The 26,476-nt window shown below is 60.1% G+C and carries 28 protein-coding genes and 1 tRNA gene; 13 read left to right on the top strand and 16 right to left on the bottom strand.

Features of this window, described 5'->3' with window-relative positions:
• Positions 1 to 15: 15 nt before the first annotated feature.
• The 12 genes from ccoP to ACP15P_RS02030 all read right to left on the bottom strand — a co-directional run bounded on the left by ccoP (position 16) and on the right by ACP15P_RS02030 (position 9,133).
• Positions 16 to 888, bottom strand: coding sequence for a cytochrome-c oxidase, cbb3-type subunit III (gene ccoP, locus ACP15P_RS02085; protein ID WP_424926831.1), 873 nt, complete (start codon positions 886 to 888; stop codon positions 16 to 18).
• Positions 878 to 1,081 (bottom strand): cbb3-type cytochrome c oxidase subunit 3, encoded by a 204-nt coding sequence (locus ACP15P_RS02080; protein WP_424926830.1) that lies wholly within the window; start codon positions 1,079 to 1,081, stop codon positions 878 to 880. The genes ccoP and ACP15P_RS02080 overlap by 11 nt, the downstream gene beginning before the upstream one ends.
• Positions 1,082 to 1,090: 9 nt before the next feature.
• Positions 1,091 to 1,822: a cytochrome-c oxidase, cbb3-type subunit II gene (ccoO, locus tag ACP15P_RS02075; RefSeq protein ID WP_424926829.1), complete on the bottom strand. Its 732-nt coding sequence runs from the start codon at positions 1,820 to 1,822 to the stop codon at positions 1,091 to 1,093.
• Positions 1,823 to 1,834: 12 nt separating this feature from the next.
• Positions 1,835 to 3,436 (bottom strand): cytochrome-c oxidase, cbb3-type subunit I, encoded by a 1,602-nt coding sequence (gene ccoN, locus ACP15P_RS02070; RefSeq protein WP_424926828.1) that lies wholly within the window; start codon positions 3,434 to 3,436, stop codon positions 1,835 to 1,837.
• A 172-nt stretch (positions 3,437 to 3,608) separates the two neighbouring features.
• On the bottom strand, positions 3,609 to 4,394 hold the full coding sequence (fnrL, locus tag ACP15P_RS02065; RefSeq protein ID WP_424926827.1) for a transcriptional regulator FnrL: 786 nt from the start codon (positions 4,392 to 4,394) through the stop codon (positions 3,609 to 3,611).
• A gap of 113 nt (positions 4,395 to 4,507) precedes the next feature.
• Positions 4,508 to 5,566 (bottom strand): ribonuclease E/G, encoded by a 1,059-nt coding sequence (locus ACP15P_RS02060; protein ID WP_424926826.1) that lies wholly within the window; start codon positions 5,564 to 5,566, stop codon positions 4,508 to 4,510.
• Positions 5,563 to 6,141 (bottom strand): Maf family protein, encoded by a 579-nt coding sequence (locus ACP15P_RS02055; RefSeq protein ID WP_424926825.1) that lies wholly within the window; start codon positions 6,139 to 6,141, stop codon positions 5,563 to 5,565. The genes ACP15P_RS02060 and ACP15P_RS02055 overlap by 4 nt, the downstream gene beginning before the upstream one ends.
• Positions 6,142 to 6,156: 15 nt before the next feature.
• On the bottom strand, positions 6,157 to 6,375 hold the full coding sequence (infA, locus tag ACP15P_RS02050; RefSeq protein ID WP_111428650.1) for a translation initiation factor IF-1: 219 nt from the start codon (positions 6,373 to 6,375) through the stop codon (positions 6,157 to 6,159).
• A gap of 200 nt (positions 6,376 to 6,575) precedes the next feature.
• The gene (locus ACP15P_RS02045) at positions 6,576 to 7,064 is read right to left on the bottom strand and encodes a UPF0262 family protein (protein WP_424926824.1); all 489 of its coding nucleotides are present in this window, start codon (positions 7,062 to 7,064) and stop codon (positions 6,576 to 6,578) included.
• Positions 7,054 to 8,370, bottom strand: a complete 1,317-nt coding sequence (gene hisD, locus ACP15P_RS02040; RefSeq protein ID WP_424926823.1) for a histidinol dehydrogenase — start codon at positions 8,368 to 8,370, stop codon at positions 7,054 to 7,056. The genes ACP15P_RS02045 and hisD overlap by 11 nt, the downstream gene beginning before the upstream one ends.
• Before the next feature lie 16 nt (positions 8,371 to 8,386).
• On the bottom strand, positions 8,387 to 8,869 hold the full coding sequence (locus ACP15P_RS02035) for a DUF2948 family protein (protein WP_424926822.1): 483 nt from the start codon (positions 8,867 to 8,869) through the stop codon (positions 8,387 to 8,389).
• Between the two features lie 93 nt (positions 8,870 to 8,962).
• Positions 8,963 to 9,133 carry a hypothetical protein gene (locus tag ACP15P_RS02030; RefSeq protein ID WP_424926821.1) on the bottom strand — a complete coding sequence of 57 codons (171 nt, stop codon included), beginning with the start codon at positions 9,131 to 9,133 and terminating at the stop codon, positions 8,963 to 8,965.
• A gap of 80 nt (positions 9,134 to 9,213) precedes the next feature.
• Between ACP15P_RS02030 and ACP15P_RS02025 the strand changes: the two genes are divergently transcribed.
• Positions 9,214 to 9,288 (top strand) — tRNA-Thr (locus ACP15P_RS02025).
• Positions 9,289 to 9,486: 198 nt separating this feature from the next.
• On the opposite strand, the gene ACP15P_RS02020 is transcribed toward ACP15P_RS02025, so the two are convergent.
• Positions 9,487 to 10,419 carry a formylglycine-generating enzyme family protein gene (locus tag ACP15P_RS02020; RefSeq protein WP_424926820.1) on the bottom strand — a complete coding sequence of 311 codons (933 nt, stop codon included), beginning with the start codon at positions 10,417 to 10,419 and terminating at the stop codon, positions 9,487 to 9,489.
• A gap of 9 nt (positions 10,420 to 10,428) precedes the next feature.
• Positions 10,429 to 11,124, bottom strand: a complete 696-nt coding sequence (locus ACP15P_RS02015) for a GntR family transcriptional regulator (RefSeq protein WP_424926819.1) — start codon at positions 11,122 to 11,124, stop codon at positions 10,429 to 10,431.
• A 190-nt stretch (positions 11,125 to 11,314) separates the two neighbouring features.
• On the opposite strand from ACP15P_RS02015, the gene ACP15P_RS02010 reads away from it, so the two are divergent.
• The 7 genes from ACP15P_RS02010 (at position 11,315) to ACP15P_RS01980 (ending at position 18,626) form a co-directional block, all read left to right on the top strand.
• On the top strand, positions 11,315 to 12,841 hold the full coding sequence (locus tag ACP15P_RS02010) for a sulfatase-like hydrolase/transferase (RefSeq protein ID WP_424926818.1): 1,527 nt from the start codon (positions 11,315 to 11,317) through the stop codon (positions 12,839 to 12,841).
• Positions 12,842 to 12,845: 4 nt separating this feature from the next.
• Complete coding sequence (locus ACP15P_RS02005) at positions 12,846 to 13,658, top strand: aldose epimerase family protein (RefSeq protein WP_424926817.1); 813 nt, start codon at positions 12,846 to 12,848, stop codon at positions 13,656 to 13,658.
• Between the two features lie 96 nt (positions 13,659 to 13,754).
• Positions 13,755 to 14,987, top strand: a complete 1,233-nt coding sequence (locus tag ACP15P_RS02000; protein ID WP_424926816.1) for an ABC transporter substrate-binding protein — start codon at positions 13,755 to 13,757, stop codon at positions 14,985 to 14,987.
• A gap of 52 nt (positions 14,988 to 15,039) precedes the next feature.
• Positions 15,040 to 15,906 carry a carbohydrate ABC transporter permease gene (locus tag ACP15P_RS01995; RefSeq protein WP_424926815.1) on the top strand — a complete coding sequence of 289 codons (867 nt, stop codon included), beginning with the start codon at positions 15,040 to 15,042 and terminating at the stop codon, positions 15,904 to 15,906.
• Complete coding sequence (locus ACP15P_RS01990; protein ID WP_424926814.1) at positions 15,906 to 16,784, top strand: carbohydrate ABC transporter permease; 879 nt, start codon at positions 15,906 to 15,908, stop codon at positions 16,782 to 16,784. Before ACP15P_RS01995 ends, ACP15P_RS01990 begins: the two co-directional genes overlap by 1 nt.
• On the top strand, positions 16,781 to 17,539 hold the full coding sequence (locus ACP15P_RS01985; RefSeq protein ID WP_424926813.1) for an SDR family NAD(P)-dependent oxidoreductase: 759 nt from the start codon (positions 16,781 to 16,783) through the stop codon (positions 17,537 to 17,539). Before ACP15P_RS01990 ends, ACP15P_RS01985 begins: the two co-directional genes overlap by 4 nt.
• 1 nt (position 17,540) lies before the next feature.
• Positions 17,541 to 18,626 (top strand): ABC transporter ATP-binding protein, encoded by a 1,086-nt coding sequence (locus tag ACP15P_RS01980; RefSeq protein WP_424926812.1) that lies wholly within the window; start codon positions 17,541 to 17,543, stop codon positions 18,624 to 18,626.
• Between the two features lie 41 nt (positions 18,627 to 18,667).
• On the opposite strand, the gene ACP15P_RS01975 is transcribed toward ACP15P_RS01980, so the two are convergent.
• Both ACP15P_RS01975 and ACP15P_RS01970 read right to left on the bottom strand, forming a co-directional pair.
• Entirely contained in the window at positions 18,668 to 19,543 is an 876-nt protein-coding gene (locus tag ACP15P_RS01975; protein ID WP_424926811.1) for an SMP-30/gluconolactonase/LRE family protein, read from the bottom strand.
• Between the two features lie 57 nt (positions 19,544 to 19,600).
• A complete protein-coding gene (locus ACP15P_RS01970) occupies positions 19,601 to 20,362 on the bottom strand; it encodes a FadR/GntR family transcriptional regulator (RefSeq protein ID WP_424926810.1) in 762 nt (253 codons plus the stop codon).
• A 322-nt stretch (positions 20,363 to 20,684) separates the two neighbouring features.
• On the opposite strand from ACP15P_RS01970, the gene ACP15P_RS01965 reads away from it, so the two are divergent.
• The 5 genes from ACP15P_RS01965 to ACP15P_RS01945 all read left to right on the top strand — a co-directional run bounded on the left by ACP15P_RS01965 (position 20,685) and on the right by ACP15P_RS01945 (position 26,455).
• The gene (locus ACP15P_RS01965) at positions 20,685 to 22,112 is read left to right on the top strand and encodes a sulfatase-like hydrolase/transferase (RefSeq protein ID WP_424926809.1); all 1,428 of its coding nucleotides are present in this window, start codon (positions 20,685 to 20,687) and stop codon (positions 22,110 to 22,112) included.
• A gap of 141 nt (positions 22,113 to 22,253) precedes the next feature.
• Positions 22,254 to 23,687: an NAD-dependent succinate-semialdehyde dehydrogenase gene (locus tag ACP15P_RS01960; RefSeq protein ID WP_424926808.1), complete on the top strand. Its 1,434-nt coding sequence runs from the start codon at positions 22,254 to 22,256 to the stop codon at positions 23,685 to 23,687.
• Between the two features lie 38 nt (positions 23,688 to 23,725).
• Positions 23,726 to 24,895: a mandelate racemase/muconate lactonizing enzyme family protein gene (locus tag ACP15P_RS01955; protein ID WP_424927291.1), complete on the top strand. Its 1,170-nt coding sequence runs from the start codon at positions 23,726 to 23,728 to the stop codon at positions 24,893 to 24,895.
• Positions 24,896 to 24,911: 16 nt separating this feature from the next.
• Entirely contained in the window at positions 24,912 to 25,826 is a 915-nt protein-coding gene (locus tag ACP15P_RS01950; protein WP_424926807.1) for a 2-dehydro-3-deoxygalactonokinase, read from the top strand.
• Entirely contained in the window at positions 25,823 to 26,455 is a 633-nt protein-coding gene (locus ACP15P_RS01945) for a 2-dehydro-3-deoxy-6-phosphogalactonate aldolase (RefSeq protein WP_424926806.1), read from the top strand. Before ACP15P_RS01950 ends, ACP15P_RS01945 begins: the two co-directional genes overlap by 4 nt.
• Positions 26,456 to 26,476 lie beyond the last annotated feature (21 nt).

Raw genomic sequence — 26,476 nt, 5'->3', positions numbered from 1 at the left:
CCCTCCAGGGAGGGATTACTGGCCGCCGCCCAGTGTATGTACGTAGATCGCGGCTTTGCGGATGTCCTCATCCGACAGGCGGCCACCGAACGCGGGCATGATGCCGAAACGCGAGTCGTGGATGGTGGTCGCGATGGACTCGGGGTCACCGCCATAGAGCCAGATGCTGTCCGTAAGGTTCGGCGCACCCTGGTCCTGCATGCCTTTCCCGTCCTCGCCGTGACAGGCGCTGCAGTTGTCCATGAACAGTTCGGTTCCGGCGCCGGCCGCTTCGGCGTCATGCTCCTGGTTGGAGAGGGACAGCACGTACTGAACGAGGCTGTTGATCTCCTCCTCCTCCAGAATGTCGCCGAAGGCGGGCATCTGGCTGTAGCGGGTGTCCGGGTCCTCCTCATAGCGGATGCCATGGGTCAGGGTCTGCTGGATGTCGGCAAGCGTGCCGCCCCAGAGCCAGTCATCGTCCAGAAGGTTGGGATAACCGCCAACCGCACCGGCCGCACCGGCGCCGTGACACTGGGAGCAGTAGTTGCGGAAGATCGCGCCACCACCGGCGGTGGCAAAGCGCAGCAACTCCGGATCCTCAACGACGGATGTGATTTCCATGTTCGCAAGGCGTTCGTCGAGCGGGGCGTTGACCTCGTTCGCAGTGGCCAGTTCCTGTGCGACCTCCTCGCGGCTGGAATAGCCGAGAATGCCGGGAGTGGCGCTGTTGATCATGGGCCAGGCCGGCATAAAGATGGTGTAGATGATCGCCCAGACGATGGTGATGTAGAAGGTGATCAGCCACCAGCGCGGCATCGGCGTGTCGAGTTCGCGGATGCCGTCCCACTCATGCCCGGTGGTTTCGGTGTTTGTTGCGGTATCGATTTCTCTTTTGTTATCGGCCATTACCGTCACCCCTTGGCATGTCCTCGTCACCCTTTGGCATGTCCTCGTTCCGGAAAATCATGTTTGCACTGTCGTCGTGGACCTTTTTGGACCCGGGTCGGAACACCCAGAGGACCACGGCCAGGAAAAACAGGAACAGTCCGGCCATTGCCCAGCTGTCGGCGAAAGCCCGAAGGCTTGTGTAGGTTTCCATATCAGCCCCCTAACGTGACTGGTCCGGCTCGAAGGTCGAGAAATCGACCAGCGTGCCAAGCATCTGGAGGTAGGCGATGACCGCGTCGAGCTCGGTAATGCGGCCTGTATCGCCATCGAAGTAGCGGGCCTGTGCACCGGGATACCGCTCAAGCAGGCCGTCGACGTCACCGTTGTCCGGGTCGGCCTGGGCGCGGAAGTCGGCTTTGGCCGCCTCGATCATTTCATCCGTATAGGGAACGCCCGTGAACTGGTGCGTTTCCATGACCTGACCGATGTACTCGCTGCTGACGGTTGTCCGCTCGAGATGCGGGTAGGCGGGCATGATCGATTCCGGGACAAGGTCGCGGGGATTGTACATGTGACCCACGTGCCATTCGTCGGAATAGCGGCCACCCACGCGCGCAAGGTCCGGACCGGTGCGTTTCGATCCCCACTGGAAGGGCCGGTCGTACTGGGATTCGGCCGCCAGGGAGTAGTGGCCGTAGCGCTCGACCTCCGCTCGCATCGGGCGGATCATCTGGCTGTGGCAAACGTAGCAGCCCTCACGGACGTAGATGTCGCGACCCGCAAGTTCCAGCGGCGCGTAGGGGCGCACCCCTTCCACATCTTCGATCGTGTTCTCGAGGTAGAAGAGAGGCACGATCTGAACGATGCCGCCGATGGTGACCACAAGGAAGCTGAGCACGAGAAGCAGAAACGCGTTGCGCTCAATGATGCCGTGTTTTGAAAGTAGTGACATGTCCGAGCCTCCCTATTCCGCCGGAACCGCTTGCGCGGGTCTGGATGTGGATGTGGCCCCGGTGGCCGTCTTCCAAAGGTTGTAACACATGATCACTCCTCCAGCGAGGTAGAGCACCCCACCGAGGCCGCGGACCACATACATCGGGAATTTCGCCGCGACGGTGTCCGCAAAGCTGTTGATCAGGAAGCCCTGGTCGTCGACCTCACGCCACATCAGACCTTCCATAATGCCGGTGACCCACATGGAGGCGGCGTAGAGGACGATGCCGATGGTGGCGAGCCAGAAGTGCCAGCTGACGAGTGACAGGCTGTAGAGACCGTCACGTTTCCAAAGACGTGGCACGAGGAAATAGAGTGCGCCGAAGGTGATCATTCCGTTCCAGCCAAGAGCGCCGGAATGCACGTGACCAATGGTCCAGTCGGTGTAGTGGCTGAGGCTGTTGACCGCCTTGATGGACATCATCGGACCTTCAAAGGTGGACATGCCGTAGAAGCCCACGGAAATCACGAGGATACGCAGAACCGGGTCCGTGCGCAGCTTGTCCCAGGCGCCCTGGAGGGTCATCAGACCGTTGATCATGCCACCCCAAGACGGCATCCAGAGCACGACGGACATCACCATGCCGAGCGTCTGTGCCCAGTCGGGCAGGGCGGTGTAGTGCAGGTGGTGCGGACCGGCCCAGATGTAGAGGAAGATCAGGGCCCAGAAGTGGATGATCGAGAGTTTGTAGCTGTAGACCGGGCGGTCCGCCTGTTTCGGGATGAAGTAGTACATCATCCCGAGGAAACCCGCGGTCAGGAAGAAGCCCACGGCGTTATGGCCGTACCACCACTGAACCATCGCGCCCTGTACGCCCGGGAAGAGCGTCACGGACTGTGAGGACCAGATCGAGACGGGAACCGCGAGGTTGTTCACGACGTGCAGCATGGCCACGGTCACGATGAAGCTGAGGAAGAACCAGTTGGCCACGTAGATGTGGGGTTCCTTGCGCTTCACGATGGTGCCGAGGAACACGGCCAGATAGGCCACCCAGACAATGGTCAGCCACAGGTCAACATACCATTCGGGTTCGGCATATTCCTTGCTCTGCGTGCCGCCGAGGATGTAGCCGGTGGCCGCCAGAACGATGAAGAGCTGGTAGCCCCAGAACACGAACCAGGCGAGATTGCCGCCCCAAAGACGGGCGGCGGTAGTGCGCTGAACCACGTAAAAAGACGTACAGATCAGGGCGTTACCACCAAATGCGAAGATGACCGCGCTGGTGTGAAGCGGACGGAGACGGCCGAAGGTGGTCCAGGGAAGATCGAAGTTGAGGCTCGGGAAGGCGAGCTGGAAGGCGATGAACGTGCCGGCGGCAAATCCAACCACACCCCAGAAGGCGGTTGCGATCACGCCATACCGGATGACGTCGTCCATGTACTCGTGTTCGAGGGCCGCTTTGGGGGTTGCCGGGGCATCCGCGGTGCGGATGGCATGGAGAAACGCCCATGCCGATACCGCCATTAACAGAAATGCATGGAAGCGGTAGACTTCCTCATGCCCCCAGTTTGCTGCAATGGCGAAGAGAAGCGTTAACGCCCCCATCGCCCCAATTTTTACTCCAGCCAGCATTTTTTTATACGCTCCTCACTTCCACACCGAATCCGTCGGCCCACCGGTGCCGATGATCCGTCAGGGTTTCCTGGTGCATGGCGCGACCTGGAGCATTGACCTGGATCAATTCGACATTCGATCGTGACGAAGGAGCCGGTTTTTTTTGGTTTGGGCTCCGATTTTAGTTTGATTACGCCCGTTTGGCGGTTGTTTCAGGTAGCGCGTGGTGGGCGTCCTCAAAACCGCTGGAGGCGGCGGACTGCTCCACAAGGCGATTGAAATCGGGGACCCGAATGGTTCGGGTATCCATCAGCTGAATGACATTGTCGCGTTTCATCGCGGAAATCTGGCGGCTGACGGTTTCGACGGTCAGGCCCAGGTAGTCGGCCATGGCCTCACGGGTGATGTGAAGCGGAAAAACCAGTCCGTCGCCCGGTTCGTTGCGGTGCAGCGCACCGTCGCGCCGGGCCATCATGACCAGAAGGCTGGCAATTTTTTCGCGCGCGGTTTTCCGGCCCAGCAGCAGCATCCATTCACGCGCCGAATCGAGGTCGTCGAGCGTTTTCTCGAGAAGTTCCTTGGCGATGCTTGGTGATTTGCTCAGGAAATGCTCGAACTGCTCCCTTTGGAAGAGGCAAAAGGTGGTTTCGGTTGCGGCTACCACATCGTAGGACACCTCACCCCGGCCAGGGCGTCCGAGAAAGTCGGACGGCAGCAGAAGTCCAACCATCTGTCGGCGTCCGTCAACCAGAGTGCTTGAGAGGGTGGCGACACCGGTTACGACCGAGCCCACGAACGACATTTTTTCGCCCGCCCAGGCAATGGTCTCGCCAGCTTTCCACGTGCGGTACTGGCGAATCCGGTTGAGTTCCTCAAGTTCCGACGAGGTACAGCTTGCGCATACGGCACGGTGACGGATTGGACAGTCGAGGCAGTTTGCGTCTGTCTTGGCGAGTGTAATTCTTGCTACCAACATCCATCCCCATATCAATTGACTTTGAAATTAGACGCGAAATTGACATGGATCAAGGAAGTTCCCGTGAAACGTGAATTCGCTTAGCCACTCAAAGGGGCGGACGATTTGCAGGTCTAGACGCGGTTAATGCGGTCCGCATGCAGGGCCAGCGGCCTTTTTGCGCGTTTTCGCTGCAGTTCGAGATTTCCCGTTGGCGTCCAGCCCGCCACGGTTGTTTCGGTGCCATCGCTGCGAAATGACTTGGACAGGGCGGACAGGACCCGGTTTCGGTCCTTTTTGGCCAGCGGAGCGAAGTCCACGAGAATCAGTCCGCCCAAGCCGCGCATTCTCAGCTGCCGGGGGAGGTCTGCCGCCGCTGCGAGGTTCGCCTTAAGCGCGGCGGCGGGGGAGAAGTCGTTACCGGTGTTGATGTCCACCGCGACACAGGCCCGTGTCGGCTCAATGGCCATTGAGCCAGTATCGAGTTGAATGACGGGATCGAGCAGTGCCGCGATCATCTCCCACGTTCCGGTTTCCTTGAGTGCCGTGTCGGATTCCAGAATGTCCGTGCCCGGCAGGTGCCAGTCGCGCCAAGCCTGATCGGCAGCGCCTGGGGCGGGGCGGATCAGGGATCCGCCGGCATCTTTTCTGTCGAGTGCCTGCTGCCAGTCCTGCAGGAGCGCGTCGAGTTCGCCCGCAACCTCCGCGTCGTCGGTGGTTTCCGCGACCGATCGCAGGATTACACCGGGTTTGGGATGATGATCCGCGAGCATCTCCTCAACGAGTGATTTGAGATCGGCCCCGCGCTCGGTCTGGCGCATGGATTTGGCAACATTGATGCCGGGGGCAAACGGGGTGAGGATGACGGTACGGCCCTTGAGCATGATACGGTCCGTGACCGGTGGAGCCTTGCCCTCGCCGGGCCAGGTCGACACCTGAACAATCATCCCTGTTCCCGGTGCGGGCGGATTTTGACCGCGCAGGTAGCCGCGCTGACCCTTTCCGAGTTCAATCATCGTGCCGCCCATGCCCTTCATGGGGCGGGCGACAGTTCCATTGTAGATGGCTTCCGGTAACGGTGTGCCGTCCAGGGTCGGGTCAATCAGAACGTCCTCAAGCCTGCCATCGACCTTAAGCGCTGTGGCGTGGCCGCCCTCGGGCAGCGGTTCGATGAGGATCTGACGGCCCTTCACGGTGCGGACTTCTCCGGACGGAAGCCCGCGCCACGCAGCATGTTGACGGTTTCGGTCAGGGGCAGGCCCACCACATTACTGTAGGATCCACGTATCCAAGGGATGAACACGCCACCATAGCCCTGGATGGCGTAGCCACCGGCTTTACCCCGCCATTCACCCATAGCGATGTAGTCTGCAATGTCCTCGTCCGAGAGCGGTTTGAACCGAACGACGGTTTCCACCGTGCGAACCTGGGTCAGGATTTCCGTGCGTACGCACACGCCTGAAATCACCCGGTGGCGACGGCCTGACAGCTTGCGCAGGTATGTCTCCGCCTCCGCGTCGTTTTCAGGTTTTCCGAGCGACTGCGTGCCACAGGCCACAACGGTATCGGCGGCGAGAATGATCTCGCTGTCCGAGAGGTCCGAGGCGAGGGCCTTTTGTTCAGCCAGGCGTCCGGCAAGGACGCGGGGCTTTTCACCTTTGACAGGGGTTTCATCAATATCCGCAGGCCGGACCGCATCCGGGCGGATGTTGGCCTGTGCCAGTATTTCCTGCCGGCGCGGGCTTGCGGATGCCAGAATCAGGCGCATGGCCCTGTTCCGGAATTATTTGAAACGATAGTTGATACGTCCCTTGGTGAGATCATAGGGGGTCATCTCGACCTGAACCTTGTCTCCCGCCAGCACGCGGATGCGGTTTTTGCGCATTTTACCCGCGGTATGGGCAATAATCGTATGGCCGTTCTCGAGCTCCACCCGGAAAGTCGCGTTGGGCAGAAGCTCGGTCACGACACCGGGGAATTCGAGAAGCTCTTCCTTGGCCATGTTTACTCCGATGCAGTTGAAATCAGGCGACGGCACCTGCCCGCCACGGCGCGGTATATGGCCCCAATACGTTAATGAATCAAGTTAAATGGCCCATTTGTTCACTGAATGTGCCATTTTGTTGCGTTTTTATGATTGGAAACCGGCAGTCAGCACTGATTTAAGTTAACATTCAGCCTGAAAAAACACTTGAATTGCTGCTATCTGTCTCCGGGTGTTAATGCGCAGACTATGGTAAAAAGCCGGCGTGCCGTCGCCATGTCGGTGTCCACTTTCTTCTCGAGATGTCCAAGAAGGATGCGCGATCCCTCATCATGGATCGTGCGGCGCCCCTCGTCGATTGCCTCGATGCGGGAGGGGGGCAGGTGCCTGACGGCGTCGAAGTAGCTTTCGCAGATTTGGGCGTAGTCGCGGACCACCTGCTGCAAACCGGCAAGTGGCACGGGTATGTCGACCAGGTCAGGTCTGTCACCGGTGCCGGCGGAGAAAACAAGCTGATGGCCCTGCTGTGAGATTTTCAGCTGCCAGGGGCCCGATGCACCGGTGGGGTTTTCTTTCAGACCGAAGGTATTGCCCTCGAGCAGGTCAAACACGGCGACGCGTCGTTCCTGCTCAAGTTCCGGCGTCCGTGGCGCCGCAATCGAGCCATCGAAGCTGACGTCTTCCAGTCTGTCGGTTTCAGCCGTCATCGCCGCCTTCATTGATGCGGCTCAGGCGGCTCAGGATCGAGAGCGCGTGAGCCTCGAGGTCTTCGGAATAGGCCAGATGCGCCGCCGACGGACCGATTTTGGCCAACGCGCCCGGTGTCATGCGGCTTAGTGTGGTGCGCTTCATGAAGTCGAGCACGGAGAGGCCAGATGAAAAACGCGCGGACCGGCTGGTGGGCAGCACATGATTGGGGCCGCCGACATAGTCGCCAATGGCCTCCGGCGTGTGTGCCCCGATAAAGACCGCGCCCGCGTGCCGGACCCTGTCCGCCAACTGGTCCGCGTTTTCCGTGCAGATCTGTAGGTGTTCAGGGGCCAGTCGATCGGACACCGTGATGGCCTCGTCCCAGTTTTGGACGGTGATCACCGCACCGAAATCGGCCCAGCTGGTCCCGGCGATGTCGGCGCGTTGCAGTGTTTTCAGCCGCTCCTTCACCGCTTCATCCACCTTGCGGCCGAATTCGGCATCGTCTGTCACGAGTATGGACTGGGCTGAGGCATCGTGTTCGGCCTGCGCCATCAGATCCAGCGCAATCCAGTCAGGGTCATTGTGCCGGTCCGCGATGATCAGAACCTCGGAGGGGCCGGCGATCATATCGATGCCAACCGTGCCGAAGACCTGACGCTTCGCCGACGCGACAAAGGCGTTGCCGGGGCCGGTGATTTTGTCGACCTTGCTGACCGTTTCCGTCCCATAGGCCAAAGCGGCCACGGCCTGGGCACCCCCGATCCGGTAGACTGTTTCCACCCCACAGATCCGGGCGGCCAACAGAACCAGAGGATTGACCTGGCCATCCGGCGTGGGGGCACAGATCACCAAATTCTCCACGCCAGCAACCTTTGCCGGAATGGCGTTCATCAGAACGGACGAGGGATAAGAGGCAAGTCCACCCGGCACGTAGAGCCCGGCTGATGCCACCGCCGTCCATCGCCATCCGAGTTCCGCGCCGCTCTCATCCGTCCACCGCGCGTCATCGGGAAGCTGGCGTTCGTGATAGGCCCGGATACGCTCCGCTGCCAGTTCAAGTGCCGCGCGGTCGGCTTCCGGGACGGTGGCGCAGGCGGCGTCGATTTCGTCTTTGGTGAACGCAAAACCGCCGGATTTCAGTTCCAGCCGGTCCCATTTTTTGGTGTAGCGGATGACCGCCTCGTCGCCGTTGGTCCGGACATCGGCGATGATTGCCGCGACGTCCTGGTTCACGTCCACGTCGTCCTCGCGCTTTGTCGTCAGCAGACGCTCAAAACGCTCCTCAAAATCCCGGTCCGTCGTGGACAGAAACTGTGCCATGGTAATGTGTGTCCAATCAGGTTTCGGGGTGCTTCGGCCTGGAGCCGGAAACCGCCTGGTAGGGTTGGGTGGCGTCGGTCATCTCAATATCCAGACATTCGACATCCAGTTCAAAGCCGCCGTCGCCCGAGACGGTAACCGACAGCTTTCCTGAACACTCCTCGCCGGGCACAAATGCCAGCGAAAGGACCGAAATGACCATGTCCCCGTCCTTGGGATTGAGGCCGCTTGCGCGCACCTTCAGGACGTCATTGACTGTCAGAACCGTGCGAACGCGCTCGTAATTGCCGCCACCGGTATCGCTTCCGTCCATGATCTCCCAGCGGAAACGGTTCAGGAGCATGGAAAACCGCCGTTTTTTCGGGGACCAGGAAATGTCACTTACTGTCGCCACCGCATCCTGAAGCAACGCGGAGATCACGACCAGATCCTCTTCGCTCCTCGCGATCAGCCTCAGAGGTTTTTCCGACACATCCTCGAAGCGGGCGTCCTCGGTCACGTGATGTCTCTCCGGTTCGTCTGCGGTTTGCGCAGGTCAGGCTTCCAAACCCTCATTTGGACCGTGTCGGGGCCAAAGACAACACCGCGGGCACTATTTTGCGACTTCCGTTTCAGTTGCGTCGGCATCATCCGCGGCGTCGCGCACACGTTTTTGCGCCTTGCGGCGCTTCAGGTTGGCCTTGAGCATGGCCGCACGGCGTTCGGCCCGGTCCATCGCGGGCGTGGCGGCTTTCGCGGATTTTGGTGCGGTTTCCTTCGTCATGGCGGCTGTTTAAATGAACATGCCGTTCCGGTCCATATTATGCTTGCGCCACCCGACAAAATCGGTAAAAGGCCCGCATCGCTGCCGTAGCTCAGGGGTAGAGCACTCCCTTGGTAAGGGAGAGGCCGGGAGTTCAAATCTCCCCGGCAGCACCACTTCCACTAAATCGTCGGTTTTGTACCCCGTGTATGCGGTCAATTGCGCTGTGGGCGAGGCATTTTTGCCGTAAGACCAGGCGTGGTTTGATATTTACGCCAGTGCGGTCAGGCCTCCGCGCGGCAATATTTCGTGCAACCGGGAATTGCAGGCTGTTTGCGGGAATTACTGTATCAGGGTGCCCGTCGCGCCGAATGTCAGCCTGGGTATACCACGCGAAGCCCGGTGTGGGACGACGAAGAATCCGGGGTGTTGCCGGTGCGGGCGGCGATTCTGTAGCGGTAGCAGTAGCTTGCGTGGCACAGGAAGGAGCCGCCTTTGAGCAGGCGTTGGGCGGCACCCGGTGACGCCTGGCGGGCGGTTTTTTTCAGGGTGCGGACGCGGAACGGGTCGGCGGTCCATTCCCAGACGTTGCCGACCATGTTGTAGAGACCGTATCCGTTTGGATCGAAGCTGATGGCCGGGGCGGTGGCCGCGTAGCCATCGGCACAGGTGTTTTTGTGCGGGAAATTGCCCTGCCAGATGTTGCAGGGCTGGAACGTGTCGTCGTCGGGTGCCTCATCGCCCCAGGGGAAGGTTACGTCGCCAAGCCCGCCCCGTGCGGCATGTTCCCACTCGTGTTCCTTAGGCAGTCTGCCACCGGCCCAGCGGGCATAGGCCGAGGCGTCATGCCATGAGACATGCACGACCGGGTGATCGTCTCTGCCTGGCTCCCCGTTGGGGCCGGCGGGCATCGCCCAGGACGCGCCATCGACCCTGCGCCACCATTCCAGACCGTCTATGCCAAGCGTGGCGACTTCAGTCTCGGGCACATGGAGGAAAAAGACAAAGGACCAGCCGAAGCGCTCTGCTTCGGTGCGGTAGCCCGTGGCTTCCACGAACCGGCGGAAGGCGGAGACCGTCACCGTGCCGCGTTCCCACTCGAGAGGCTTTACACGGCGTTCGCGGAGAGGTGACTCGCCGTCGCCGTCAATGACCGGATGCATCGTGCCCACCAAAGCCTTGCCGCCGGGCACATGAACGGTGTCGCGCATCGCCACAGGCATTTCGCCATTCGGCACCGCGACCGCCGGGGAAGATTCCCCGGAGGTGTCCCGGCTGGCGCAGCAAGTTTTCGGTGATCCATCCATTCCCGCGACCTATCCTGCAGTGTTGCGTTGCGCGATGCTCAGGCGGTCGACCAGGTGGCGACCGGCATCGCGCACATGTCGGTACAGGGTTTCGGCTGTGGCGTCGACGTCCTGACGCTTGATGCAGGCGATAATCTCGCGGTGTTCGCGCAGAATGGCCTCACGTCGGCCAACCGCAACCGGCACCCGCGTAGAAATGGCCCAGAGAATTTCGCGGTGCTGCTGCCAGAGTTTGATGGCCACCCGGTTGTAATGATCACCGTAGAGAGTGGCGTGGAACTCCCGATCGAGGTCGGCGTGTCTGAGTTTGTCGGCAAAGTTCAATTCGTTCATCCCGTCCTGTATCACTTCCAGCCGGTCGATATCTTCCTGGCTCGCGGTCTCAACAAAGACGCGGACGAGGTAGGGTTCTAGCTGTTGCCCCACCTCGCTGACGTCGCCGACGAAATCGGTGTCGATGGCCCGGACCCGCGCGCCCTGGTTGGCTACGAAATAAACAAGACCCTCGCCGCGCAACTGCTGCAGGGCTTCGCGGACCGGATTGGTGGACACGCCGTAGCGGTGGGACAGTTCGCTGACCTTCAGACGCTCGTCGTCGGCGAGGTTTCCGGCGAGAATTTCGTGGCGGATCTGATGAAAGATGGCGTTTTCGGCCCCGTCAACGGCCGCAACACTGATCGACAGGGGAAGTTGTGAAGCCGTCATTCTATCGCCTGTTCCAGGTCGCGGTGCCGTGACGGTGTGTGCAACCGTGATTTGGTTCGGATCGTGTATCATTTTCGTGCGATTTGATCAAATCAACGGTAGACCGCTTGCCATTTCACTGTCAAACATATTATGTTTATTTTTAGTGTGGTGTGACGCACGGATTTCAAAAAACACTGGAGGAACGGTTTTGACCCGCAAGCCGAATGTCATTCTGATTTCGACCGATCAGCAACGCGGCGACTGCATTGGTCCGGAGGGGCGCGGTGTGAAGACACCGGGCATTGACCGGATCGGCGCGCGGGGGGTGCGTTTTTCCAAATGCATCACGCCGCATCCCATGTGTCAGGCCGCGCGGGCGTCGATCCTGACCGGTAAGCTGCCCTACAGTCATGGCGTGCGCGACAACGGTCGTGATCTAGACTACCGGTTTGGGGAGCAGGGCCTCGCGGGGATTTTCAGTGCGGCCGGGTATGATACGCATTTCATCGGGAAGGCCCATCTGTCGAGCCAGCAGACGTTCGAGCCGACAGGCCGCCCGGAATGCTATTCCAGTGCGAAGGATTTTCCGCCGGACTGGAGTGGTGAGTATTTTGGTTTTGAGAACGTGCAGATGATGCTGCGGCCGCACCACCATACCAAATGGTATCCGGCGCCGGAAACGCTACACTATGAGAATTGGCTTGATGCTGATGGTCGTGGAAAGGAGCGCTGGGATCTGGCCAAGGAGCACCTGCCTCCGAGAACCCGCAATTTTCAGGCCTGGCGCTCGGCGTTGGACGCGGAGTGGCATTCAACGCCCTGGATCGGAGACCGGACCATCGAGATGATCGAGGAGCAGGGTGAAAAGCCGCTGTTCGCCTGGGTGTCCTTCCCCGATCCGCATCCGCCGTTCCTGGCCCCACGGCCCTGGTGCGACATGTATCATCCCGACGAGGTCATTGTGCCGGAGCATATTGAGCTCGATCTCGACAAGCGGCCGTGGTGGCACCGCGAGTTTCTTGCCGGGCGTGACCGCATCAAACAGGGGGCGGAGCATAATGCGGGCGGCACCGACTGGGGGCAGCGGGGCGACATGTCGGAAGCGGCGATCCGCGAGATCACGGCCATCTATTTCGGTATGATCACCGCGGTTGATCAGCAGGTGGGCCGCATTCTCGACACGCTGGAAGCTCGGGGCGACCTCGACAATACAATCATCATCTTCATCTCTGATCACGGCGAATGGATGGGCGACCATGGCCTGCTGCTCAAGGGGCCGATGCTGTATGATGGACTGCTCCGGGTGCCCTGCCTGATTTGCGGCCCTGGAATTGCCGAGGGCAGGGTCATCGACGCGCCGGTAAACACGCTGGATACTCGCAAAACCCTCGCGGAACTGGTTGGGATTCAAGCCGAGGAGGATAATGGCACGTCCTGGGTAGGCCTGATCGAGGGGCGGCAAACCCGCGATTACGCGCTGAGTGAATTCGAGGTGGATGCAAAGCGCAGCGCGATTGATCTTGACCTGCGCACCGTGCGGAGTGACCGCTACCGGATGTCGGTGGACCTCAATACCGACATTGGCGAGCTTTACGACATGCAGGACGATCCAGATGAGATGGTCAATCTGTTCGACGACCCTGGCGCGGCGAGGATCCGACGGGAACATATGGACATGATACGGGCCCGCGCAAATGACGAAATTCCGCGCGCACCGAGGGTTGGCTGGCACTAGGTCCATGGAGGTTTCGAACGGCGTCCTGCGTTTGCGCACGGCGCCGGAATTCGGGGCGCGCATAACTGAGCTCACCGACCTGCGGAGCGGGCGCAACTGGATTGTGCCGGGGGACCTGAAAGGATCAGCAGCTGAGGGCGCGTCCTATATTGAGGAGCGGCCCAGCGGGTGGGACGAGTGTTTTCCAACTGTGGCAGCCTGCGAGATGCATGCCTGGGGTGGCGGGCTGCGCGATCATGGCGCGCTTTGGGGGCGGGCGTGGACCTGCAATGCCAAATCTTCCGGCATCGTCGCCACGTATGAAGATCCGCGGTTTGTGTTCCGCCGGTCGCTCCGGTTGGCAGGGGAGTATGTGATACTGCGCTATTCCCTGACAGAGCGACAGTCTTCGCCGCTGCCGTGGCTGTGGAGCCAGCACTGTCTGCTGGCCTGTCGCCCAGGGGAGCGCATTGTGGCGTCCGGCATTGGTCCTTGGCACGATTCCGCGGGGAAAGAGGTCAGCCCAGGTCCAGTTTTGCCCGCTTCGGCCGGGGGCGCGGGGAAGTTCTTTGCTCCGGTTGAAGGGCGGGCGAGCGTTGCATTCGCCGGGGACGGAGGACTGATTGAATTTACGTGGGATGCCGCTTCGGCACCGTGGGTGGGGCTGTGGTTTTCCTATGGCGGCTGGCCATTGGATAACCCGCTTTACCAGATCGGGATTGAGCCCACATCGGCCCCATTCAATCCGTTGTCGGAGGCGGTTAAGCGGGGCGGAGCAGACTGGCTGGAAACTGGTGAGACGCGTCACTGGCAGTGCAGAATTCGCATAATAATCTGATTTTTTTGATATATTTTGGAATCGTACATGATTTCATAAAATTGTGTACGGCACATAAATTTAATGATAATATGTTTTATGAGGAGGATTCTTGCCATGGAAAAACCAATGACTTCCATTCTGGGGTTGGCGCTCGCTGCGGGCCTGTCACCGGCTGCAGCGGGGGCCCAGACAGTGCTCGATGTGGTGGCCTGGAAAGGTAACGAGGCCGAGCCTGCGGGTATGCCCGAGCTGATCGCCAAATTTGAGGCCGAAAACCCGGATATCGACGTCGACCTGACCTTCGTCGCCCGCAAGGACGTCGACAAGGTGATCCCGCCGCGTCTTCAGGGCGGCAACCCGCCGGATGTCACGATGGTGGATTCCTCTCTGGTTGATCTCTGGGGCGGGGCGGGTTTCCTGACGGATCTGGGTACCGACAGCGACTGGTACGGGCAGATGATCCCGGCGGTGCGCGACGTGATGACAAGCGACGGGGAAATCCTCGTGTATCCGCTTGAGGTCATCGGCATGGGCAATTTCGTCAACATGGACCTCCTTGCTCAGGCCGGAATTGACAATGCACCGGTGACGATCGACGAACTGAAGTCCGCCTGTCAGGCGCTGGCCGCTGAAGGCATTGCGCCGATGATCTTTGCGGGTGGGTTCCCCGCAATGCTCTATGTTGGCGCGAATGGTCTCGACCCCAACGGCGTTTCCGCTGCGGAATATGGCAGCGGCGAGCGGACCTTTGTGGACGATGAAAACTTCAACACCTCGCTCGACAGCGTGCGGGACCTGGTCGAGGCGGAGTGTTTCGATCCAAAACTGCAGGCCGGTCTGGACCCCTGGGCCACGGCGCCGCAGGAATTCCGCTCCGGCAATGTTGCCATCCTGCCGCAGGGTGCCTGGAACATTGGGAATTTCTCTTCCGTTGAGGGGCTGAACTTCCAGTTTGCCCCGATGCCGTCCCGCTTCACGGAGCATGGTCTGGCCCTTGATCTCGTCGGTCCCGGTTGGGCGATCCCGCGTGATGCGGCAAATGCCGAGGCCGCCCGCAAATGGATCGACTTCTTTACCGAGGAGGAAAACCTCAACGTCTTCCTCGAGGCGGAGGGTGCCTACAGCCCCTTTACCGGCGGCGTGTCGACCATGCCCGATCTGGCTGAACCATACACGGCAGCCCGCGATGCCGGAAGTCTGATCCTGTGGCCGTTCTCGACGCTGGAATTCCCCAAAATCCTGCAGTCGGAATGGGAGGACAGCATCACCGGTTTCCTGCTGAACATTGACGCCGACAATGAGGAAACGCTCGAGCGCTGGGACTACGCGGTCGAGGACAGCATGTAGGAAAAATGGCCTGGCACGTTAACTGCCGGGCCTCTCACGGACGGAGGACACCATGCGCGCACGATATTCACTCTACCTGTTCACGGTGCCGGCACTGCTGGTGATTGGACTGTTCTTCGTACACCCGATCATCCTGACCTTCGACATGAGCCTGACCAATTTCGCGGGTATCGGAGAGGCGAAGGACGTTGGCTGGCGCAACTACGAGCGCATCTTTGGCCGCGACCGGTATTTGCGGGAAATCTGGCTGACACTCTGGTACACGGTGATCGTGGTATCGGCACTCACGGTGACGGGGCTGTTTTTCGCGGCCATGCTGCACCGGCTGCCACTGATCCGAAATTTCAGCCGGGCCGCACTCTATACGCCCGCCATGATGTCCTTCGTTGTCGTCGGATATGTCTGGCAGTTCCTCTACTCGCCCCTGAATGGCGGCATCAACGTGGCCCTGCGGGATCTCGGCCTCGGTGCCTGGGAGCAGAACTGGCTCGGTGATCCGGCGATTGCGCTCTATTCCGTGGCTTTCACCCAGATTTGGATGTTCACCGGGTTTACCTGCGCCATCTTTTTGGCCGGGTTCGCGGGCATCCCCGAAGAGATTGGCGAGGCCGGCCGGCTTGAGGGCGCAACATCCTGGCAACGTTTCCGCTACCTGGAACTGCCGCTGTTGGGGCCGTCAATTACCGTATCGGTCATGCTGACCACCATCGGCACGCTTAAGACTTTTGAACTTCCCTTCATCCTGACCAAGGGCGGGCCGGACGGGGCCACGCGGCTTCTGTCCATCGACATCATCGACAACCTTTTTGGCCAGTACAGGTTCGGTTTCGCCAGCGCGCTTTCCATCGTCATGCTGGTCATCGTCCTGATCGTGGCCTTCATTCAGAACAAGGTCCTTCGTGACCGGGAGCAAGCGTGATGAGCCTCTCCGAAACCGCCACCGCGCACAGCGCGACCAGCCTCGACTGGGATCTGATCCGGCGCCGCGGCAAATCCGTTTTCGCACACGGCATTGTACTTGGGCTTGTGGGCGTCATGCTTTTGCCGCTGATTTACATGGTAATGATGTCCTTCAAAACATCGACCGAGATCGCACAGGATCCGCTGGGCCTGCCCAACAGCCTCTACTGGGGCAACTACATGGAGGCGCTGGCCTCCATGGGATATGTCCGCTCGGTGATCAACTCCATGGGCATTACGGTATCCGTGATCCTTGTTGTGGTTTTCGCGGGCGCCATGGCGGCCTATCCGCTGGCGCGGCTGGAAAACCGGATCAGCCGGGTCATCGTCATGGTTATGGCGCTGGGCCTGGCCACTCCGAATTTTGTCACCATCACGCCGATTTATGTGATCTTCCGCGATCTCGGTTTGCTGGACAGCTATCTGGGTATCGTTCTGGCCTTCGCCGCGCTTAAACTGCCGTTGGCCGTGTTCTTCTACACCAGCTTCATCGCGGCCATTCCCATTGAATTGGAAGAAGCCGCGCGGCTCGACAACTGTAACAACTGGCAGGTCTTTTGGCATGTCATCAGGCCTCTGCTTGCGCCCGTTACCGCCACGCTGTCCCTGTTTGTGATGATCATGGTCTGGAACGACTTCATCTATCCGCTGCTGCTCCTGACCGACAAGGACAAGCTTACGGTCATGATCGCGGTATACAAGTTCGTGGGCAACACCGGTATCGAACCGACCAAACTGTTCCCGGCGGCGGTTCTGGGATCAATTCCACTGCTCATCATGTTCGCGGTGTTTCAGCGCAAGATCATGGCGGGTGCGACTGCGGGAGCGGTCAAATGAACCTCGAAGGTAAACATGTTATCGTCACCGGAGCCGGGGCAGGAATCGGTCTTGGCATCGCCAAAGCCTGCCGCAATGCTGGGGCAGACGTCACCGGCTTTGACTGGAAGACCGAGGGCCGCGAAAGGCTGGAGGCGACCGGCGCGCGCTTTGAGCAGGTGGATGTGACCGACCTCGACGGGTTTGAGGCGGCGATTGCCGGGGCGCATGACCGGGCCGGGCGGCTTGATGGCATGGTCAATAATGCGGGCGTCACCATCAAGGTGCCGTTCCTCGAAATGACACGCGAGCAGATGGAAACCCTCTGGACCGTCAACCAGCGTTCGGTGCTAGTGGGGTGTCAGGCGGCGGGCCGGATCATGGCCAAAGCCGGGCAGGGCTCCATCGTCAACCTTTCGTCGGTGCATGCGCGTTCGACCAATCCCGGCCACGAAGGCTACGCGGGCACAAAGGCCGCGATTGCGGCGATGACCCGTGCGATGGCCTGGTCGCTTGGGCCCGAGGGGGTTCGCGTCAACTCGATCTGCCCGGCTTTGACCCGAACCGAGATCGTCGACAAAGCGATGGAAGATCCGGACAACACGGCGCGCTTCCAGTCGTGGACGGCCGATGGCGAAGTGACGACCGTGGACGAGATTGGCGCACTGGCCGTCTTTCTGCTGTCGGACGCGGCATCCGCGCTCAACGGGTCGGAGGTTACCGCCGACCGCGGCATGTCCGCACTTCTGGACGTATTTGATCTGAGGAGGAACTGAGATGGCTGAACTGGCGCTCAAAAATGCGATCAAGCGCTACGGTGCGACACAGGTCGTTCACGGCGTCGACCTTCAGGTCGATGATGGCGATTTTTGCGTTTTCGTTGGCCCGTCGGGATGCGGAAAATCAACCCTGCTCAGGATGATCGCGGGTCTCGAGGAAACCAGTGATGGGCGCATGACAATCGGCGGGAGGGACGTCACCCACGCGGACCCGGCCAAGCGGGGCGTGGCGATGGTGTTCCAGACATATGCGCTTTATCCGCATATGACGGTGCGTGAGAACATGAGCTTCGGGCTGAAAATTGGCGGAACCGAGAAATCCGAGATCAAGCGGAAGGTGGACGCGGCCGCGCAGATTCTGAAGCTGGATGACTATATGGACCGCAAACCCAAGGCCCTGTCCGGCGGCCAGCGTCAGCGTGTGGCAATCGGTCGTGCAATTGTTCGGCAGCCGGATGTGTTTCTGTTTGATGAGCCGCTCTCGAACCTTGATGCGGAACTGCGCGTCGAGATGCGGGTGGAAATTGCCAAGCTGCACAAGCAACTGGGTGCGACGATGATCTATGTCACCCATGACCAGGTCGAAGCCATGACCATGGCCGACAAAATCGTGGTTCTGCGGGACGGCCGTATCGAACAGGCCGGGGCACCGGTCAAACTCTATGAGGACCCCGACAACCTGTTTGTTGCGGGTTTCATCGGCTCGCCTCGAATGAATTTCTTCGCGGGCACGGTTGCCCGGGTCGAGGCTGGTATTGCTCACGTGACACTGCCGCGGCTTGGCGGTGTTGAGGTGCCGGTCAGGGTCTCCAATCTGCCCGCTGCTGGTCAGGCGGTAAAACTCGGTCTGCGGCCGGAGCATTTCGAGCCCGGTGGCGCAATCCAGGCTGAACTTGCCATTGATGTGATCGAGAATCTTGGTGGCGTTTCCTACGCATATTCTTCAGCAGAAGGCGATGAGCATCCGGTGATTGTTGAACTTCGAGGCAAGACGCGGCCCGGCGAAAGCGGTGCTTTGAAGGTCGCTTTCGATCCTTCCTCAGTTCTTCTTTTCGACTCCGAGACGGGCCAACGCATCCGCTAGAAGCCCAAAAACCAGGTTGTTTTTGGCCGGGCCTTTCGTTGTCAGGCCTGCCAGCGCACCGCGGTCGCGGTCAGGCCGGGGGTCTCCACATCAATGGCAAAAAGACCGCCGTCGAGGTCCGGTGTGTCGACGCCGATCGCGGCGCTGGTGATGTAGAGCCGTTTGAGGTCATCGCCGCCGAAGCAGCAGCTCGTCGGCCGTTGTGCCCGCAGTTTGATTTGCCGCAGGATCTTGCCCTCGGGCGACAGGCATTCGACCCGTCCGCCATCCCAAAGCGCCACCCAGATGTTTCCGTCCCGATCGACGCAAAGCCCGTCCGGCTTCCCTTTTTCCGGAGTGCGTGATGCCAGTACCGTGCGATTACTCAGTGCGCCGCTCTCCGGGTGATGGTCAAAGGCGTAGATCTTGCCTGCCGCACTGTCCACCAGGTAGAAACGGCGGGCGTCCGGGCTCCAGCCGAGGCCATTGGACACGGTCAGGCCGTCGACCAGCTTCCGCGGGTCGTTTCCCTGATAGCGCCAGAGGGAACCCGTTGGCCCTTTGGCGCCCTCACTCATCGTGCCGGCAAAGAGATTGCCCTGGGGGTCGGCCTTGCAGTCATTAAGCCTGTTCCCCGTCAGGTCCGGCTCGGGATCATGCAGGATGTCCAACTGTTCGGTTTTTAAATTGAGGAGGGCCAGACCCCTGGCTGTCGCCACGACCAGATCGTCGGACCCTACAAGCAGCAGCACGGCGCTGACGAGGAATGGCAGTTTAAAAGTTGTATTGATGCTGGTTGCCGGATCAAAGGCGTGTACCTGATGGTTCGCAATATCCACCCACCGCAACACGCGATGTCGAGCATCCCAGACAGGGCTTTCCCCACAGAGCGCCGCGGTTTCGGCGACGCAGGCAGCTTCGGTGAACGAGGTGGTCATGGGGTGCATCCAAGTTGAAAACTCACGTCGGCACACAAACATAATATGTTTATATCATCAAGGTCGTGGTGGCGATTTGCCCGCATCCTTCACCACTTTGGATAGGCGACGCGCCGCATCCGCGAGATGTTCCTTCATGCGCTCGTAAGCCGCTTCCGGGTTCTGCGCCTTAATTGCTTCCGCTATGGCCAAATGCAGGGGAATGGACTTTCGGTTGCGCTTCTCGTCCGGGTTAGTGATCCGGATCGACAGCATGAGCCCCGCGAAGATCGCGTTCTCCAGCGCATCCAGATAGGGGTTGTTCGCGGCACGCAGGACCGCAATGTGGAACCGCGCATCGCTTAGCACATATTCGCTGTTTTCACCCGCATGCTGTTCCATTTGTTCGCAGGCATCGAGAATTGCGGCAAGCTGTTCATCGCTGCGGCGGGCGGCCGCGTAGAAGGCGGCGTCAGGCTCAATCGACTGGCGCAGTTCCATAAGACTGATCAGCCGCGCGTTGTCGACGGTAATGGACTGGTGCCACATCAGCACGTCCCGATCGAGCATCTGCCAGTACCGCACGTCGAGAACCCGGGTGCCAATCCGCTGCCGCACCTCAAGGAAGCCCTTGGCGACCAGCATCTTCACCGCTTCGCGTACCGCGGTGCGGCTGACACCAAACTCATCGCAGAGCGCGTTTTCATCAGGCAGAAGCTCGCCGGGCATCAGTCGCCCTTCGAGGATACGCTCGCCCAGTTTGCGGGAAATTTGTCCCGAGAGAGAGCGGGACAGGGTATTCGACTGCGGTATCAGGACATCGGTTTCATGAAGTGTCACGGGCGGTTACTCCTTGCATTCCCGTAATCATAATACCTTTACCTGTAATAACAATCATAAGTTCCGGGTTGTCTTACCAGTTTGTCACCGCGCCATCGGTCCATGTCAGATGCAGACATTCCACCTGGCGTGGGTTTTCAACGTTCCATCAGAAAAATACATTGATAATATGTTTAAACAAGGTTAAGGTCGCAGTGTAAGTTTGAAGTGATGCCGAAATCCCCGATTCCTCAGTGGCTTATCGCCGCGCTGTGCGGGGTCGTTCTGATAGCGCGGCTTGCAGAGCCTCAAACGTGACTGAAGACATGCTGAGAGATACGGGATGCCAGCCAGGAACATTGTCCTTTTCATTACCGACCAATGGCGCTGGGACACGCTGAACCAGCCTGGCCATCCCTGTAAGCTGCCCAACCTTGAGGCTTTCCGGCGGGAAAGCACAAATCACGTCAATGCCTTCACCTGCGTACCACTTTGCACACCCGCACGGGGAAGTCTGTTCACCGGGAAATGGCCTCACCAGACCGGCACGATGGACAACGTCCAGGGGTCGTCGTTTTATCCCCATGGCAAACTGCATCCCAGCCACCGGACCTATATGGAGCGGCTGCAGGATGCAGGCTACAACGTCAGTTTCGTAGGCAAGTGGCATCTTGGTGACGGTACGCTGCATGAGCGCGGAATCGACGCGCCGCTTTCTGACGGCGGTGATGATCCGCTGATGCCACCGGCGGACATGGAATTCGCAAACCCGCGCAAAACGCCCTTCTACGGCACCATCATCAAAGGCATCCACATGGATGAGAAGCGGGTGATGAAAGGCATCGACAAACTCGAAAGCCTTTCAAATTCCGCCAAGCCGTTTTGCCTTATCGTTTCGCTCCCGGGGCCGCATTTTCCTCACCACGTGCCCGGGGAATGGGTGCGTCTATATGATGACATTCCCGACGACTACATGCCGGACAATTTCATCCCGCAGTTTACGGAGGAGGGTAAACCCGCGGCTCAGGGAGCGCCATACTGGCCGTGCCAGGACACGCGGAACCTCGATCAGCAGGACTGGCGCCGCACCGCACAGCACTACTGGGGCTTCTGTTCCTTCATCGATGACCTCTTTGGCCGGTTTCGCCGGCGGATGACCGAGCTTGGCCTCGACGATACGACGCGTCTGGCTTTCACGGCGGACCATGGCGAGATGCTGGGTGCCCATGGCTGGTTCGACAAGGGACCGTTTTTCTATGAGGAAGTGATGCGCATCCCGATGATTATCCGCGACCCGGGTCAGACGGATGCAAGAACCAGCGAGGGGTTCGTCAGTTTCCGCGATCTATTCCCAACGCTTTTGTCCGACAGCGGTGCTGCGGAGATTTTGACGCCGGAGGAAAGGGCCCGCAGCTACGACGTAACCAACGCGGATCATGCCGTCTATTGCTACGACGCCTACCAGGGACGGCAGTTCAAATTCAGAGGTATTCGCGAAACGCGTTACAAATACGCCTGGAGTCCGCATGATCACGAGGAGCTCTACGACCTCGAGACGGACCCGCAGGAACGGGTGAACCGGGCCTCCGACCCCGCCCTGGCCGCAGAAAGAGACCGGCTGAAATCGCGGCTGTTTGACTGGATGAACGCCGAACAAGACACGCTAGCTTTTGGTGGCTATCAGTTGCCGGTTGGCAGCTACATTGACGGCCGCCCCGCGCACGAACAGCACGATCACAAACAGCATCTCAATCCGGCGTTGAAGCAGTGATGCCGACGCCTCCTACCATCGATTGCGCTGCGACACTGATCGCCAAATTCCAGGCTCGAGGCGTATGAGCAACAGATCCGCCTCGGCCGCAAAAACACCAAGACCGGTTTTCAATTCAAAACCGGCCAGGAGACACACCGCATGAATTTTCCCAACAGGATGTATATCGACGGCGCGCTGACGGCCGGGCAGGGCACGGTTGAGGTGATCAATCCCGCATCCAACGAATGTATTGTCACCGTAACGGCGGCCGGAATGGATGACGTGGGAAGGGCGCTCCGGGCTGCGAAGGCCGCCGCGCCAGGTTGGGCCGCGACCCCGGTGGCGGAGCGACAGAACTGGATGCTCAAACTGCGCGATGCCGTGATCGAACACGAGGACTGGCTGCGCACCTGCATCCACTACGAAATGGGGAAACCCTGGGGCGGCACGCAGGAGGATTTCGATCTTCTGGAGCGGTCGCTTAAATTCTACGCGGAAGAAATTCAGCGCGTCCATGACGAGACCCTGCGTGATCCTGACGGGACGCATGAACATCGCCTGGTTTATGAGCCGGTTGGCGTGGTGGTGGCCTATCTCGCGTGGAATTTTCCACTGCTGAACCTGGCCTACAAGATTGCGCCCGCCATGGCTGCCGGTTGCCCGGTCATTATCCGACCCTCGGCAGCAACACCAGTCTCGGCCTATGCGGTTGGAGAACTCTGCCAACGGATTGGACTGCCTGCGGGAGTGGTCAACATCCTGACGACCGACGGCTACGGCCCGTCCGACGCGCTTGCGGCGTCGACCGTTCCCAACCTGATTACCCTGATCGGCTCCACGAGTACCGGCAAACACCTCATGAAGGTTGGAGCGACCTCGATCAAGAAATACTCCATGGAACTGGGCGGCAATGCACCGGTGCTGGTCTACCGCGACGCGGATCTCGACATGGCGGCGGATATTGTGACCACTGTGAAATTTAACAACGCAGGCCAGATCTGCGTGACCCCCAACCGTGTTTTCGTCGAGCGTGACGTCTACGACGACTTTCGGGAAAAGGTGGTGCAGCGGGCCCGCGACGCGAAGGTGGGTTTTGACCGCGATGCGGACACCCTCACGGGACCGATGATTGACGGTCGAGCCTGGACGCGGGTCAAGGGGCTGATCGACGATGCCGTTCAGAAAGGCGCCAGACTCCTGATCGGTGGTGACCGGCCGGAAGGTCTCGAACACGGTCACTTCATGGCCCCAACCGTGCTGGATGGTGTAACACCGGATATGCGGATCTACCAGGATGAGATCTTCGGCCCGGTCGTCAGCCTGATCCCGTTCGATGACCGCGACGCGGTCCTTGATCGCGCGAATGACGGTGAGGAGGGAGGCCTGGCCTCCTATGTGTTCACGACTGATCTGGCCCTGGCCGAAAGGGTCGCGAGACGCCTGCGCTATGGTGAGGTGCAGATCAACGGCGTGAAGTACGATATCTACCTGCCACATGGCGGTATCGGGCAATCGGGTATCGGGCATGACTGTTCGCGTCTTGCCCTGAATGATTACCTGGTCGTGAAGCGCATCAGCCGGGGGCTGAACTGATGGAGGGCAATATGAAACTTGACGTTGTCACTGGCGATCTGAAAATCACAAAGATCACCAGCCACGTTCTGCAATGCGATATGCCCGAGGAACTGGGCTATTCGCAGCAGTATTACGCGAAACGGACTGCCCACCTCGTCGAGGTCCAGACCGATCAGGGGATCACCGGCTGGGGCGAGTGTTTCGGGCCCGGCAACGTGGCGATTGCCAACAAAACGATAGTGGAAAAGGTCATCCAGCCGCTGGTGCTCGGCATGGATCCCATGGACCGTGACGTGATCTGGCACAGGGTTTACAATCTGCTGCGCGATCACGGCCAGAAGGGTATGCCGCTGCAGTCACTCTCGGGCGTTGACATTGCTCTGTGGGACATTGCCGGGAAGGTGGCGGGGCAGCCGATCCACAAGCTGATTGGCGGCGCGCATCGCAGCCAGGTGAAAGCCTATGGCTATGGGATGATGCTCAAGCGCGAGAGCGTCGGGGACCACGTGGCGCGTTTTGCCGATGAGGCCGCGGCGATCCGCGACATGGGCTTTGCCGCGACCAAGATGAAACTAGGGCTCGGCCCGAAGGATGACGTGAAACTCGCGGAGGCCGTGCGCCGTGGGATCGGAGACGATTTTGACTTCATGGCCGATGCCAATCACGCCTACAACACCGCGGACGCGTTTTACGTGGGCCGTGCGCTGGATGAACTGGGAGCGTTCTGGTTCGAGGAGCCGGTCGCTCCCGAGGATCTCGATGGCTACCGCGAATTGCGTGCCGGGCTGAAGGTGAACATCTCGGGTGGCGAGGCGGAGTTCAATCGCTGGGGCTGGCGCGGTCTGCTGGAAAACCGGGGCCTCGATATCGCGCAGCCGGAAGTGTGCGCGCTTGGAGGGATATCTGAATACCTTCGGGTGCTTGCCCTGTGTCACGCGCATTTCACGCCGGTGGTGAACCACGTGTGGGGATCCGCTATCGCTGTAGCCACGAATTTGCAGCTTCTGGCTGCTATGCCGCCGATGCCAGGTGGTCTGTTCCCGCGTGAGCCGTGGCTTGAGTTCGACACGACCGAGAACCGTTTCCGCGACAACCTGCTGGCGGAGCCGCTCGACATCCAGGGGCAGGTTGCCCGCAATGACGGTCTGATCGCCATTCCCACCGGGCCCGGACTTGGGGTCGAACCGGATCGGGACTTTATCAAAGCTTACGAGATGGAACTCTAGGACCTTGCCGGGTGACATGATTCGCTTCGTCGCCGTGGACTGGGGCACCTCGAGCTTGCGTGTCTGGGCCATGGCTGCTGATGGCTCGGTTCTGGCGGAGCGCAAAAGCGGGCAGGGCATGTCGACGCTCGATCCCTCTGGTTTTGCCCCGGTATTGGACGGACATCTGCATGCCCTGTCGATACCTGCTGAGGTGCCCGTGCTCATCTGCGGAATGGCCAGTGCACGTACCGGCTGGCGTGAGGTCGCCTACCTGGATTTGCCCCTGCGTCTCGACACAGTACCGGAGGCCGCAGTTCAGGTGGATGAGGAGCGCGACATCCGCATTCTTCCCGGTGCCGCCCAGCGTGTGCCGGATGCGCCGGATGTCATGCGCGGCGAGGAAACCATGCTCCTCGGCGCGGTCCGTCAGCACGGTGCCAGTGGTGTCGTCTGTATGCCCGGCACACACTCGAAATGGGCGACGCTTCAGGATGGCGTGCTGACCCGTTTTGAGACGTACATGACCGGCGAGGTCTTCAATCTGTTTCGTCAGCACTCGACTCTCGCGGATTTTTTGAGCGGCACTGACTTCGATGAAACCGCCTTCGCGGCTGGTCTCGAGGCTGGCCTGCGCCAGCCTGAGGCCGTGATGTGCAAGGTCTTCGACCTGCGCGCTGGGCCGCTGCTGGGGCTTGTTTCTGAAAACACCATCCCATCGCGTCTGTCGGGTCTGCTGATCGGTCTTGAGATCGCCGGAGCCAGGGCTTCGGCAGGGACGGACGTCACACTCATCGCCTCAGGACCTCTCGCGGACAGATATCACCGGGCGCTGACGCTTGCCGTGCTAAACCCGCGGCTGATCGACGCTGATGACGCGGTCCGGGCCGGGCTGGCCCATTCCGCCGCCGCCATCTGGAAGACGCCTTATGCCATGGAGACTGCAACATGACCGGTCCTGAAATTTGGGAACAGATCGACGTCAAACTCATCGCCATCCTGCGCGGTATCACTCCTGACGAGACGCCTGGGATCGTCACCGAACTGCTCGAGAGCGGGTTCCGTGCGATTGAAATCCCCCTGAATTCGCCCGATCCATTTAACTCGATCGCGCGGGCGGTAGAGATTGCCAAGGGCTACGGGGCCTGCCTCGTCGGTGCCGGAACGGTTCTAACCAGCGAAGATGTGGCAAGGGTCAGGGGTGCCGGCGGCAACCTGATCGTCTCGCCGGACATCAATCCGGAGGTCGTCTCAGCCACTGTGGCAGCAAAGATGGCGAGTTTCCCAGGGGTCTTCACCGCAACCGAAGCGCACCATGCCATCCGGCTCGGCGCGACAGGCCTGAAGTTTTTCCCGGCATCGCGGATTGGTCCGGAGGGGATCAATGCCATTCGTGCGACACTGCCTGTCTCCACGCGCATCTGCGCGGTTGGCGGTGTCGGGCCGGCACAGTTTGGCGCTTACCGCGCTGCGGGCGTTACGGGCTTCGGGCTGGGCGGCAACCTGTACAAACCTGGCGCGTCTGCCGCCGAAGTCGGTGAAGCGGCGCGGAGTGCGGTCAAAGCCTTCCGGGAAGGATAGTACAATGCCATCCGTCCCGGA

Origin of the sequence: Amaricoccus tamworthensis, from assembly GCF_049800875.1 — a bacterium.
Lineage (GTDB): Bacteria > Pseudomonadota > Alphaproteobacteria > Rhodobacterales > Rhodobacteraceae > Amaricoccus > Amaricoccus tamworthensis.
This window is presented reverse-complemented; position numbering and strand designations above follow the sequence as displayed.